Genomic DNA, 12323 nt, shown 5'->3' with positions numbered 1-12323 from the left:
TGTCCTCCTCCCATTGAAACACGGGCGGGTGCCCGTAGTTGGTGCCGGGTCCCCCGGCAGGGAGCTAGTGGGTACTGGTGAAAACCACTTCGAGCACGGCCGAGACCGTCTCTTCGAAGTCCAGGTCGGATGAATCGATGGTGACGACGCCGTCGGCGGCCTGCTGGAATTCCACCACGGTGGAGTCCTTCGCGTCGCGGACCAGTACCTGTTCCTTCAGGGCGGCTGCGGTCTGCGTGCCGCCCAGCTGGATGCCGCGGCGGCGGAGCCGGGCTTCTTCGCTGGCGGTGAGCAGGATCCGCACCTCGGCATGCGGAGCCACCACTGTGGTGATGTCCCGGCCCTCGGCCACGATCCGCAGGCCGGAGTCCCGAATCAGCTGCTGCTGGCGCCGGACGAGTTCCGCCCGGGCACCCAGGGTGGTGGCGACGGCGCTGACCGAGGACGAGACGGCGGGCTCGCGGATCGCGTCGGTGACGTCCCGGCCGCTGACCCGCACCCATTCCTCGTCCGGGGACAGGCTGAGGGCAATATCGGCGTTTTCCGCGGCGGCCTCGACGGCCACCGAATCAGTCAGGTCGATGCCGGCCTCCATGCAGGAGAGCGTGACCGCGCGGTACATGGCACCGGTGTCGAGGTAGGCGGCGTGCAGGCGGCGGGCCACTTCACGGCTGATGCTGGACTTGCCCGAACCCGACGGTCCGTCGATGGCCACAACCAGCGGCTTGCCCTGCCGGAACTGGGCCGGATCCACATTAGAACTCACTGCACTACCTTCCACCCGCGGGCGCTTAATTCAGAAACAAGGTCATTCACCCGGCCGGGCAGGACGGAGATTTCCGCCCGTCCCACCTGCCGGCCGGAGGCGTGCTCCAGCCGGAGGTCCTCCAGGTTCACGCCGATCTCACCGATTTCGGTGAGCAGCCGGGCAATCTGGCCCGGTGTGTCATCCACCAGGACGGTGAAGGACACAAAGGTCTGCGCCGGTCCGCCGTGCTTGCCCGGAATCCGGGCCTGCCCAGCGTTGCCTTCGGCAATCAGCTGCGCCATGTCCAGGCGCGCACCGTCCGCCACCGGGTCTTCGAGCGTGCGGATCAGCCGGTTCAGGTCCTCGCGGACCCCGTGCAGGATCGGCACCAGCCGCCCGGCGTTTCCGCTGAGGATCTGCACCCAGAGATTCGGATCGCTGGCGGCAATCCGGGTCACGTCCCGCAGGCCGTTGCCGGACAGGGCGAGGGACTGCGGCGGGGTTTCCTGCAGCCGGCTCGCCACCAGGGAAGCCATGACCTGCGGCAGGTGCGAGGTCAGCGCCACGGACGCGTCGTGCTCTTCGGCGGACATCCGGGAGACCACGGCGCCCAGGTCGAAGGCAAGGGCCTCGGCACGGCGGACGGCGTCCGGAGCCGCTTCCTCCGGCGGGCAGATCACCCAGGGCATCCCGTTGAACAGTTCCGCCCGCGCAGCCACCGGCCCGGATTTCTCCCGGCCCGCCATCGGGTGCGTGCCCACATAACGGCTGAGGTCGGCGTCGCGCTCCCGCAGGTCCGCCAGGACGGCGGACTTGACGCTGGCAATATCGACGACGACGGCGGCCGGCCAGTCCTTCAGTGCTGCCGCGGCCAGGGCCGCGGTGACGTCCGGAGGAGCGGCAACGACGACGAGTGCCGGCTCGAAGCCTTCACCGGCGGTGCTAAGCAACCGTCCGGCGCCGATGTCGCGGGCCACGGCCTCTGTCGAGGGAGACAGGTCCGAGAGCACCACGTCGACACCCCGGGCAGAAAGCCCGAGGCCGATACTGGTGCCCAGCAGTCCCGTGCCGATGATCAGCACGGATCCGGACAGGTGGGTGCCCCCGTCAGCGGCAGCGGCCATTGGCTACAGTCCTACGGAGGCGAGCAGGTGTCCGACCTCGCCGCGGCCGAGGACGCGGATGCTGCCCTGGCGCTGGTCGCCCAGGCTGATCGGGCCGATCTTGGTGCGGACGAGGCGCTCCACCGGGTGGCCGACGGCGTCGAACAGCCGGCGCACAATGCGGTTGCGGCCCGAGTGCAGGACGACCTCGACCAGGAGGTGGCCCGGGGTGGAGTCGACCAGTTTGAAGGAATCAACCTTCTGGAAGCCGTCTTCCAGTTCAATGCCTTCCCGCATCTGTGCGCCCACGCCGTGGTTCATCGGTCCGCGGACCTGCACCAGGTAGGTTTTGGGCACTTCGTAGGAGGGGTGCGTCAGCCGGTTGGTCAGCTCGCCGTCATTGGTCAGCAGCAGCAGGCCCTCGGTTTCGTTGTCCAGCCGGCCAACGTGGAACAAACGCTCGTTCTTGCTGGTGGACTTAAGGAAGTCGCTGATGCAGGGACGCCCTTCGGGGTCTTCCATGGTGGAGATGACGCCGCGGGGCTTGTTGAACACGTAGTACTTCTGGGTTTCATCCAGCTGCAGGCGCATGCCGTCCACATGGATGGCCACCGTCTCCGGGTCGACGCGGACGCCGAGCTCGGTGACAACCTGGCCGTCAACTTCGACGCGGCCTTCGGCAATCATTTCCTCGCACACGCGGCGTGAGGCAACGCCGGCGCTGGCCATGACCTTCTGCAGGCGGACGCCTTCGGGGTTGTGCTGTTCGGAAATCACCGGGGCCGCGGGGCGGCGGGTGGTGGAACGGCGCACGGGGCCCAGGTTCTGACCGAAGCGCTCCCCGCGGAAAGCGCGGTCGCCGCTCTTGCGCTGGCCTGCCTGCGGGCCGCCGAACTTGCCGGCACCGGACTTGGAACCCGGCTTGAAGCCGCCCGATTTGGGAGCACCGGACTTCGGGTCGCCGGTCCGGGGTGCACCGGTCTTGCCGGAGTTGCTTGATCCGAAGGCCTTCACGGCGTCGGACTTGAATTTCTCCGGGCGGGCGGCCTCGGGGCTGACGGGCCGGTAGCCGTTGGCGCGGTCTTCACCGGGCTTCAGGCCCGATGCCGAGCGCGGGCCGCCGGTGCGGTTGGAGGAGGGCTTGGAGCCGCGGCCGTAGCTCTTGCCGCCGGCGGGGCCACCGGCACTGCGTCCGCCGCCGCGAGGGGTATTGCGGCCGGATCCGGAACGGGGTGCTGGTGTCATGAGTAAGTCCTTTGGGTGTAGCGGTTAATAAGTAGTGTCTTCATATTCGGCCAGGTTTTCCAGCCCGGGCAGGTGCGGTGCAATCTGTGGAAGTTCGTCGAGGCTGCCCAAACCAAGCCGTTCCAGAAAGTACGGCGTAGTACGGTACAGCAGCGAACCGGTTTCCGGTTCGGTGCCGGCGTCGACGATCAATCCACGCTGAACCAGCGTGCGGACCACCGAATCGACGTTTACTCCCCGGATCGCGGAGACCCGGGCCCGGGAGACGGGCTGCCGATAGGCAATCACCGCCAATGTTTCCAGTGCGGCCTGCGACAGCCGTGCACTCTGGCCTTCCAGTACAAACTTCGACACAACGGGCGCATAGTCAGCGCGGGAAAAAATCCGCCATCCGCCTGCTACGTCGCGGAGTTCAAAACCACGCGGTGCGCCCTCGGGTCCATCCCCAGTATAACCGTCATACTCCCGCTGCAGTTCCGTGAGGGCCGCGAGCACCTCCGGCTCCGGCACACCGATCACCGAGGCAAGCACCTCGGCGGCTGCGGGTTCGTCCACCACCATCAGCACCGCCTCCACGGCGGCCTTCACTCCCCCGGGAAATGCTGCAATGTCTTCGCGGCCGTCATCCCCGCTGCTTTTCCCGGGACCAAAACCAGGTTCCGCCGTCATGACCGGTCCCCTTCCAGGGCTGTGTGTTGGATTGCTGCGCCATTGGATCCGATGTTTTCGCCGGCGCGCTCATTGCCATCTTCATCTCCCCCGGCGGCAACCGCGCCTGCCGGATCCGCGCCTCCGGTCCATGTGACGAGCAACTCCCCCAGCGGGGCAGCCTGTTCGAAGCTGACGGCTCCGTCCCGGAACATTTCCAGCAGCGCAAGGAACCGGGCCACCGCCACCGGACCGTCGGCGTCGGACACCAGGGCCCCGAAAGTGGCCGCGCCGTCGGCAGCGAGCCGTTCCGCGAGGATCAGGGCCTGCTCCCGGACGCTGGTCTTTGGTGCGTGCAGGTGTTCAAGCCCCACGGTCGGAGGCAGCTCGTCGCGCGGCTGCAGGGCACGGACGGCAAGGTCCGCGAACTGCTGCGGCGTGGTCCGCCAGACCAGCTCGGGAAGCATCGCCGCGAAGTGCGGATCCAGGGAGACCTGCCGCGGGAAACGCCGTGCCTCGTCCATCAGCCGGTCCCCCAACAGGGCGGCCATCTCGCGGAACGCCTTGTACTGCAGCAGCCGGGCGAACAGCAGGTCACGGGCCTCGAGCAGCGCGAGGTCTTCCTCGTCCTCCACGTCGCCGGCCGGAAGCAGGCGCGCAGCCTTGAGGTCCAGGAGGGTGGCGGCGATAACCAGGAATTCGCTGGCCTCATCCAGTGCCACCTCGGGACCGGTGCCGAAGAGCTCCCGGATGTAGCCCAGGAACTCATCGGTGACGGCGGCGAGGGCGATTTCGGTGATGTCCAGCTCGTGCTTGGAAATCAGTCCCAGCAGGACATCGAAGGGCCCGGTGAAGTTTGCCAGACGGACTTCGAAGCCGGCACGGGAAGCCGGATCCTGCGGTGCCGGCCCCGTGGCGTCCGGCCCCGCCAGGCGGGCGGGCGCCGGCTTAGGGCGCGCCGCCGCGGGCAATCAGTTCCTTGGCGAGACGGCGGTAGGAGTCGGCGCCCGGGTGGTTGCCGGCGTACGAGGTGATCGGTTCGGCCGCCACAGTGGCGTCAGCGAACTTGATGGTCCGCTTGATGACCGTTTCGAAGACCTTGTCCCCGAAGGCTTCCACGAGGCGGGAAATCACTTCACGGCTGTGCAGGGTGCGGGCGTCGTACATAGTAGCCAGGACGCCGTCCACCTGCAGGCTGGGGTTGAGCCGGTCCTGGACCTTCTCGATGGTCTCCACCAGCAGGGCCACAGCACGCAGGGCGAAGAACTCGCAGATCAGCGGGATGATCACGCCGTGCGCGGCAGTCAGGGCGTTGACGGTCAGCAGGCCCAGGGAAGGCTGGCAGTCGATGAGGATGACGTCGTAGTCATCCGACACCCGGCGCAGGGCGCGTTCGAGCACCTGCTCGCGGGCTACCTCGTTCACGAGCTGCACCTCGGCTGCGGAAAGGTCGATATTGGCCGGCAGCAGGTGGATGTTCTCGATGGAGGTTTCATGGATCGCCTCGCGGATATCCACCTTCCGGTCCATCAGCACGTTGTAGACGGTGAGGTCCAGTTCGTGCGGGTTGGCTCCCATCCCTGCGGACAGGGCGCCCTGCGGGTCAAAGTCCACCAGCAGAACGCGGCGGCCGGCTTCCGCCAGGGCGGCGCCGAGGTTGATGGTGGAGGTGGTCTTGCCGACCCCGCCCTTCTGGTTCACCATCGCAATGATCCGGGCAGGACCATGGGACGTGAGGACGGGAGGCTCGGGGAATACCGTCAGGGGACGTCCGGTTGGACCCATCACCGTTTCGGCTCCGGTTGCGTCCTGCAGAGTTGATGAACCCTGTTCGCTGCTCACGTATAAATCCACGCTTCCGTATCTAGCTTTGCTGCGGGCTGTCTTTGTCAAGGTTACAGCCGCGCCACGGCCATCCCGCGAATCAGGGCCGTGATGACCGGCGAGCCTTGACGCTCAAGTAGAACTCGAACCTTGAAGCCGGACGGCAGCATGCAGATGCATGTCGTGCCAGCCGTCGGCATGCCTGAGGGCGCTGCGCCTGGTTCCTTCCAGCGCGAAGCCGGTTTTCCCGGCAACGCCGCAGGAGCCCTGGTTGTGCACCGAGTGGGACAGCTGGAGGCGCATAAGACCGGCCGAGCCGAACGCCCAGCGCTTCAGCGCATCCACGGCCCGGGACGCCACGGCTTTTCCCCGATCCCCCGGCAGCACCCAATAGCCGAGTTCCGCGTCGCCTTCGTACAGATTGACGCGGCTGAGGGCCACGCGCCCAACCACGTTCCGATCACTGGTGCAGACGGCCCAGTTGGCCCCGGATTCCTCCTGCCACCGGGTACCCCAGCGGCGGATCCACTCGAGCGCTTCGGCTTCCGTTGCCATCGTCCGCCGGCTGAAGTGGCAGATATCCGGCTCGCGGTACGCCTTCACCACCACGGCGGCGTCGTCGTCCCGCCAGGGCCGCAGCACCAGGCCGTCCGCGTCGAGGCTCGGTTGCACCTGGCCGCTCAATGTCCCGCGCTGCAGATAGGGGCCAAGGGCTGTCATCGTAAGACCACCGTTTCGTAGAGCGGGCATCGAGGACCATTATGCCCGCAGGCGGATTCCCCTCCAGCTGCCGGCAGCACGGACGCAGAAACGCGCCCCGCCCCGGAGTCTTCCGGGGCGGGGCGCGTTGTGAGGTACTGCCGGTGGTGGCGTCGGCGCCTTAGTGCCGCGGATCGCCGGCGGTGCCGGAGACCGCGGAAGTGCCGGCGGGGCCGGGAACCGATGCGGCGAGTTCGGCGGATTCCGCCGTCTGCCGCGGCTCGTCCGTGCCGGCGTCGACGTTCATGCTGGCCTCGTCGAAGGGCAGTTCGCGGTTCAGGACCGCCTTGACCTGCTCCTTGTCGATTTCCTTGGTCCAGGTGCCGATGAGCACGGTGGCGACGGCGTTGCCGGTGAAGTTGGTCAGGGCGCGGGCCTCGGACATAAAGCGGTCGATGCCGACGATCAGGCCTACGCCGTCGATCAGGTCGGGGCGGTGGGACTGCAGGCCGCCGGCCAGGGTGGCCAGGCCGGCGCCGGTGACGCCGGCAGCGCCCTTGGAGGCAATGATCATGAAGACCAGCAGGGAGATCTGCTCGCCCAGTTCCAGCGGCTTGCCCATGGCCGAGGCCACGAACAGTGCAGCCATGGTCAGGTAGATGGCGGTTCCGTCGAGGTTGAAGGAATACCCGGTCGGCACCGTAACGCCGACCACGGGCTTGGAAATGCCCAGGTGTTCCATCTTGGCGATCAGGCGCGGCAGGGCCACCTCGGAGGAGGAGGTGGAGAAGATCAGCAGGTATTCACGGCCCAGGTAGCGCATGAGCTTGAAGATGCTGAACCCTGTGACCAGCTTCAGCAGTCCACCCAGGATGACCACGATGAAGAGGATGCAGGTGATGTAGAAGGCAATCATCAGGGTTGCCATGCTCACGATCGCCTGGATGCCGGTCTCGCCGACGACGGCGGCAATGGCACCGAACGCGCCGATGGGTGCCAGCCACATGATCATCATCAGGATCCGGAAGACCAGGGCCTGGATGTAGCCGATGCCCTTGAGCACGGGGGCGCCGGCAGCGCCCATCTTCTGCAGGGCGAAGCCTACGAGCAGGGCAACGAAGAGGGTCTGCAGGATGGACTCGCCGGTGAGGGAGGCCAGCAGCGTGGTGGGGATGATGCTGAGGAGGAATCCGGTCATGCCGTCCCCTTCCTCGGGTGCCGCGGGGGCTGCGCCGGAGGCGGACTGGATGTCCAGGCCTTCACCGGGGTGGATCAGGTTGCCCACGACCAGGCCGATGGCCAGGGCGAAGGTCGACATGATGATGAAGTAGCCCAGCGCGAGGCCGCCGACCTTGCCGACGGTGGCAGCTTTGGCGATTGATCCGATGCCTAGGACAATGGTGCAGAAGATGACCGGAGCGATCATCATCTTGATGAGGTTAATGAACCCTGTTCCGAGTGGCTTCAGGGATTTCGCGAACTCCGGCGCCATGAGGCCGATAACGGCACCGAGCACAACCGCCGCAATGACGGCAATGTAGAGGAAATGGGTTCTGTCCGGTTTCCGGCTCTTCTGTGAACCGGCATACGGATTGGCGGCAGCTGCCATGGCGGTACTCCTTGTGCAATTGGTCGGCTTCCATCTTCGTTGGGTGATGTGATCACAGTCACCCTTGTGTTCATACTGTTCCCAGTGGAACCGCTTACACCGTGTAACGACTCGCAACCAAAGGATCGAAAGTGCATCGAGGCAGCCTGGCCGGCCGGTTGTTCCTGGCCCAGCTTGCCTTCATCCTGTGCGTCTCGGGCGGAATCGCCTGGGGCTTGTACCAGCAGGCGGAAGAGAACACCCGTGAGGAGACCGGCTTACGGATGCTGGCAGTAGCCGGGACGGCGGCCGCCAGCAGCACGGTCCGCACCGCCGTCGACTCCCCGGACCCCGCGGTCCTTCAGGGTTACGCACGCGAGGTGATGGAGCGCGTGGGCGTGGATTTCCTGACCATCATGGATACCGACCGGACGCGGTTCACCCATCGGAACCCGGACCAGATCGGCAAGCCGTACATCGGATCCATCGACCCGGCCCTGGCCGGGGAGAGCTTCACGGAAACCTACACGGGTACGCTCGGACCCTCGGTGCGCGCCGTCACCCCGGTGTACGACGACGCCGGCAATGTCACCGCGCTCGTCGCCGCCGGCATCACGGTGGACCGGGTGGCCATTGCCCGGGATGCGCGGCTGCCGGAGCTGTTCGCCATCGATGCAGCCGCGCTCGCTGCCGGAGCCGCGGGGTCATTCCTGCTCAGCCGGTATCTGCGCCGGGCCACCCACGGCCTCGGCCCCGCGGAGCTGACGCACATGTATGCCTTCTACGACTCGGCGCTGCACTCGGTGCGTGAGGGGCTGCTGCTGCTCAACGACCGGGGACAGCTGGTGCTCTACAACGACGAAGCCGCCGTCCTGCTGGGGTTGCCGCCGACTGATGCGTCCGTGCGGAGCCGGGAACTGCCGGACCTCCCCGGACCGCTGGCATCCCTGCTGCGCTCCGGCCGGGACGCCCGGGAGGAAATCCACCTCACCGGCGAGCGCATCCTGGTGGTCAACCAGTCCGCAGCGGTGTCCGCAGGGCCTCACGGCAGGCGGTTCGGCACGGTGACTACGCTGCGGGACCATACCGACGTCGAATCCCTCACCGGCGAGCTGGCCTCCATGCGGACCCTCGCTGATGCCCTGAGCGCCCAGGCCCACGAGCACGCCAACCGCGTGCACACCCTGGCGTCCCTGATCGAGCTGGGGCGCAGCGACGAAGCCCTGCGGTTTGCCACGGCCGATCTGGAACAGTCGCAGCAGCTCAATGACGAAGTGCTGGCCGTGGTGGAGGAACCGGCGGTAACCGCCCTGCTGATGGGCAAGGCGGCACAGGCCCGCGAGCGCGGCATCGAGCTGGACATCGAGGTGGGTCCGGACACGGGACGCTTCAGCGCGGCCGGATTGGAACCGGTGGAACTGGTGACCATCATCGGCAACCTGCTGGACAACGCGTTCGACGCGGCAAAGGACTCCGTGCGCCTGTACCTGGGCAGCGGCGACGGCCAGCTGCTGATCGAGGTGCAGGACGACGGTCCGGGCGTGGACCCCCGGATAATCGAACATATATTCGAACAGGGGTTCAGCACGAAGGAGCTGCCGCAGGGACGGGTGCTGACCGGCCGGGGAATCGGGCTCGCACTGGTCCGCCAGGCCGTGACGCGCCTGAACGGAAGCATCCAGGTGCTGGGCGGGCCGGGGGCCTGCTTCAGCGTGGAACTCCCCCTGCCGGCTTCGGCCTCTGCTCAGGTCCCGCTGGCCGGGGCAGCATCGTGACCCGGCACTCCCCCGACGTCGGCGTGCTGGTGGTGGAGGACGAGGAAATCCCCGCCGAGGCCCACGCAGAGTATGTCCGGCGGGCGCCGGGATTCCGGCTGGCCGGCATCGCACGCACCGGCGCCGAGGCCCTGGAAGCGCTCAAGGCAGCCGAATCGGCGCCGCCCGGCAGCGAAGCGGAGATCGGCCTGGTGCTGTTGGACATGAACCTGCCCGACCTGCACGGGCTGGACCTGCTGCGCCGGATCCGCGGGGCGGGACTGCCCGTGGACGTCATCGCCATCACCGCGGTCCGGGACCTGACGGTGGTGCGCAGCGCAATGTCCGGCGGCATTGTCCAGTACCTCATCAAGCCGTTTACGTATTCGGCGTTCAGCGCCAAGCTCACCGCCTACGCCGAGTACCGGCGCCGGATGACCGAGCAGGCCGCCTCCACCACGCAAAGCGAGGTGGACAGCGCTTTTGCCGCGCTCCGTCCAGCCGTGACGGGGCAGCTGCCGAAGGGCCTGTCCGCGGAAACGCTGGAGTCCGTGGCGGATCTGCTCAAGGGTGCCCGGGCACCGCTCTCCGCCACCGAGGCGGCAGAGTCGCTGGCGATGTCCCGGATCACCACCCGCCGCTACCTGGAGTATCTGGCGGACCAGCGATCGGTGCTGCGCTCGCCGAGGTACGGCACCCGGGGCCGGCCGGAGCTGGAGTACAGCTGGCGCCGCTGAGGCGCTCAGCCCCGGCCTCAGCCCCGGCCCCGGGCTCCTAGCGAACCGGCCGCAGCACCGCGGTCAGGGCCTCCAGCACGCCGGGATCCTCGATGGTGGAGGGCACCGTGTGCGGAACGCCGTCGGCAATCTGGCGCATGGTCTTGCGCAGCACCTTCCCGGACCGGGTCTTGGGCAGGGCGTCCACCACGTACACGTCCTTGAAATCGGCCACCGGGCCGATCTGCGAGCGCACCCGTTCAATCAGTTCCGCGCGCAGCACGTCGGCGTCGATCTCCGTTCCCGCCTTCAGCACCACGTAGCCGGACGGGCGCTGGCCCTTCACGGGGTCCGCAATGCCGATCACGGCCGCTTCGGCGACGGCCGGATGGGAGCCCACCGCCTGCTCCATGGCGCCGGTGGACAGCCGGTGGCCGGAGACGTTGATGACGTCGTCGGTACGCCCCATCACGAACACATAGCCGTCCTCGTCCACGTAGCCCGAGTCCCCGGTGGCGTAGTAGCCGTCGAAAACCTCCAGGTACGCGGCACGGTAGCGTTCGTCGCTGCCCCAGAGGGTCTGCAGGGTTCCCGGCGGGAGCGGCAGTTCCAGGGCAATGTTGCCCTCCGTCCCCGCCGGTACCCGCTTCCCGTCCGGCCCGAGCACGCGCACGGCAAACCCGGGAACCGGAACGGTGGGCGACCCGGCCTTGACCGGCAGCTCCTCCAGTCCCACCGGGTTGGCGCAGATGGCCCAGCCGGTTTCGGTCTGCCACCAGTGGTCGATCACCGGCACCCCGAGCGCGGCCTCCGCCCATTCCAGCGTGGCCGGGTCCAGGCGCTCGCCGGCGGCAAAGAGGTGCCGCAGCCGGGAGAGATCGTGGCGGCCCGGTTCGACGGCGTCGGGGTCGGCCTTCCGGATGGCGCGCAGCGCGGTGGGCGCGGTGAACAGGACGTCGACGCCGTGCTCCGCGGCCACCCGCCAGAACGCACCGGCGTCCGGGGTGCCCACGGGCTTGCCCTCGTACAGCACGGTCGTGGCCCCGGCGATCAACGGACCGTAGACGATGTAGGAGTGGCCGACCACCCAGCCGACGTCCGAGGCGGTCCACATCACCTGCCCCGGCCCCACTCCGTAGATGTTTGCCATGGACCAGGCCATGGCCACCGCGTGGGAGCCGTTGTCCCGCACCACGCCCTTGGGCGAACCCGTGGTGCCGGAGGTGTAGAGGATGTACAGCGGATCGGCGGCGGCCACGGGGACCGGACCGGCGGGCACGGCGTCGGCGGCGAGCGTATTCCAGTCATGCCAGTCAGCCCCGCCGGTGCCGTCAAACTCCTCCCGGGTGGCCGTGAAGCCTGTCCGTTCGGCCACGACGACGGCGGCCACCCGGTGGGTAGCGGTTTCCAGGGCCTCGGCGACGGCCGGCAGGTATTCAACCGCGCGCTTGGGTTCGAGTCCGCCGCTGGCCGTCACTATGACCGTCGGGCCGGCGTCGTCGATCCGGGCAGCGAGCTCCCGCGGGGCGAATCCGCCGAACACCACGGAGTGGACCGCGCCCAGCCGGGCGGTGGCCAGCATGGCGATCACGGCTTCGGGGATCATCGGCAGGTAGATGATCACGCGGTCGCCGGGGCCGACGCCGAGTCCGCGCAGCACGCCGGCGAAGCGTTCCACCTCGGCGAGCAACTGGCTGTAGGTATAGGTGCGGCTGGTGCCCAGCATCGCGGAGTCGTAGATCAGCGCCGCGGTGTCTCCGCGGCCGGCCGCCACATGGCGGTCCAGGGCGTTGAAGGAGGTGTTGAGCTCCGCCTCCGGATACCAGGAGTACAGCGGCGCCTTGGTGTCCTCGAGGGCGCGGGACGGCGGCTTGTCCCAGTCCACCAGGGCGGCGGCGCCCAGCCAGAAGCCTTCCGGATCGGTACTGCTGCGGGCATACGCCCGTTCATAGGCTCCGGTGCTCTGCGCGTCCATGAATCCTCCTTGATTCCAGTGGG

11 protein-coding genes are annotated in these 12323 nt (G+C 67.8%); 2 read left to right on the top strand and 9 right to left on the bottom strand.

Annotated elements, in window-relative coordinates; translation table 11 throughout:
* Positions 1–64 precede the first annotated feature (64 nt).
* The 8 genes from cmk to N2L00_RS05895 all read right to left on the bottom strand — a co-directional run bounded on the left by cmk (position 65) and on the right by N2L00_RS05895 (position 7876).
* The gene (gene cmk / locus N2L00_RS05930) at positions 65–766 is read right to left on the bottom strand and encodes a (d)CMP kinase (RefSeq protein ID WP_255765778.1); all 702 of its coding nucleotides are present in this window, start codon (positions 764–766) and stop codon (positions 65–67) included.
* Entirely contained in the window at positions 763–1872 is a 1110-nt protein-coding gene (locus N2L00_RS05925; protein ID WP_255863286.1) for a prephenate dehydrogenase, read from the bottom strand. Before N2L00_RS05925 ends, cmk begins: the two co-directional genes overlap by 4 nt.
* A gap of 3 nt (positions 1873–1875) precedes the next feature.
* A complete protein-coding gene (locus tag N2L00_RS05920) occupies positions 1876–3096 on the bottom strand; it encodes a pseudouridine synthase (RefSeq protein WP_255765776.1) in 1221 nt (406 codons plus the stop codon).
* Positions 3097–3120: 24 nt separating this feature from the next.
* Positions 3121–3765 carry an SMC-Scp complex subunit ScpB gene (gene scpB / locus N2L00_RS05915; RefSeq protein WP_255863287.1) on the bottom strand — a complete coding sequence of 215 codons (645 nt, stop codon included), beginning with the start codon at positions 3763–3765 and terminating at the stop codon, positions 3121–3123.
* Positions 3762–4715 carry a ScpA family protein gene (locus tag N2L00_RS05910; RefSeq protein WP_374676613.1) on the bottom strand — a complete coding sequence of 318 codons (954 nt, stop codon included), beginning with the start codon at positions 4713–4715 and terminating at the stop codon, positions 3762–3764. Before N2L00_RS05910 ends, scpB begins: the two co-directional genes overlap by 4 nt.
* On the bottom strand, positions 4693–5586 hold the full coding sequence (locus tag N2L00_RS05905) for a ParA family protein (protein ID WP_227922680.1): 894 nt from the start codon (positions 5584–5586) through the stop codon (positions 4693–4695). The genes N2L00_RS05910 and N2L00_RS05905 overlap by 23 nt, the downstream gene beginning before the upstream one ends.
* Before the next feature lie 114 nt (positions 5587–5700).
* Positions 5701–6288: a GNAT family N-acetyltransferase gene (locus N2L00_RS05900; RefSeq protein WP_255863288.1), complete on the bottom strand. Its 588-nt coding sequence runs from the start codon at positions 6286–6288 to the stop codon at positions 5701–5703.
* A 160-nt stretch (positions 6289–6448) separates the two neighbouring features.
* A complete protein-coding gene (locus tag N2L00_RS05895) occupies positions 6449–7876 on the bottom strand; it encodes a cation:dicarboxylate symporter family transporter (RefSeq protein ID WP_255765773.1) in 1428 nt (475 codons plus the stop codon).
* Between the two features lie 131 nt (positions 7877–8007).
* Between N2L00_RS05895 and N2L00_RS05890 the strand changes: the two genes are divergently transcribed.
* Entirely contained in the window at positions 8008–9630 is a 1623-nt protein-coding gene (locus N2L00_RS05890; protein ID WP_255863289.1) for a sensor histidine kinase, read from the top strand.
* Positions 9627–10346: a response regulator gene (locus tag N2L00_RS05885; protein ID WP_255863290.1), complete on the top strand. Its 720-nt coding sequence runs from the start codon at positions 9627–9629 to the stop codon at positions 10344–10346. Before N2L00_RS05890 ends, N2L00_RS05885 begins: the two co-directional genes overlap by 4 nt.
* 37 nt (positions 10347–10383) lie before the next feature.
* On the opposite strand, the gene N2L00_RS05880 is transcribed toward N2L00_RS05885, so the two are convergent.
* A complete protein-coding gene (locus tag N2L00_RS05880; RefSeq protein WP_255863291.1) occupies positions 10384–12300 on the bottom strand; it encodes an AMP-binding protein in 1917 nt (638 codons plus the stop codon).
* Between the last annotated feature and the right edge of the window lie 23 nt (positions 12301–12323).

Source organism: Arthrobacter sp. zg-Y1171 (genome assembly GCF_025244845.1).
Taxonomy (GTDB): domain Bacteria; phylum Actinomycetota; class Actinomycetes; order Actinomycetales; family Micrococcaceae; genus Arthrobacter_B.
Note: the sequence above shows the minus strand (reverse complement) of the source record. Positions and strands in the feature narration are given on the sequence as shown.

What these genes read in the sequence shown, in the direction of transcription:
- N2L00_RS05900 (WP_255863288.1), bottom strand. Translation starts at nt 6,288, where the DNA reads ATGACAGCCCTTGGCCCCTATCTGCAGCGCGGGACATTGAGCGGCCAG.
- N2L00_RS05880 (WP_255863291.1), bottom strand. Translation starts at nt 12,300, where the DNA reads ATGGACGCGCAGAGCACCGGAGCCTATGAACGGGCGTATGCCCGCAGC.
- N2L00_RS05920 (WP_255765776.1), bottom strand. Translation starts at nt 3,096, where the DNA reads ATGACACCAGCACCCCGTTCCGGATCCGGCCGCAATACCCCTCGCGGC.
- scpB (WP_255863287.1), bottom strand. Translation starts at nt 3,765, where the DNA reads ATGACGGCGGAACCTGGTTTTGGTCCCGGGAAAAGCAGCGGGGATGAC.
- N2L00_RS05895 (WP_255765773.1), bottom strand. Translation starts at nt 7,876, where the DNA reads ATGGCAGCTGCCGCCAATCCGTATGCCGGTTCACAGAAGAGCCGGAAA.
- N2L00_RS05925 (WP_255863286.1), bottom strand. Translation starts at nt 1,872, where the DNA reads ATGGCCGCTGCCGCTGACGGGGGCACCCACCTGTCCGGATCCGTGCTG.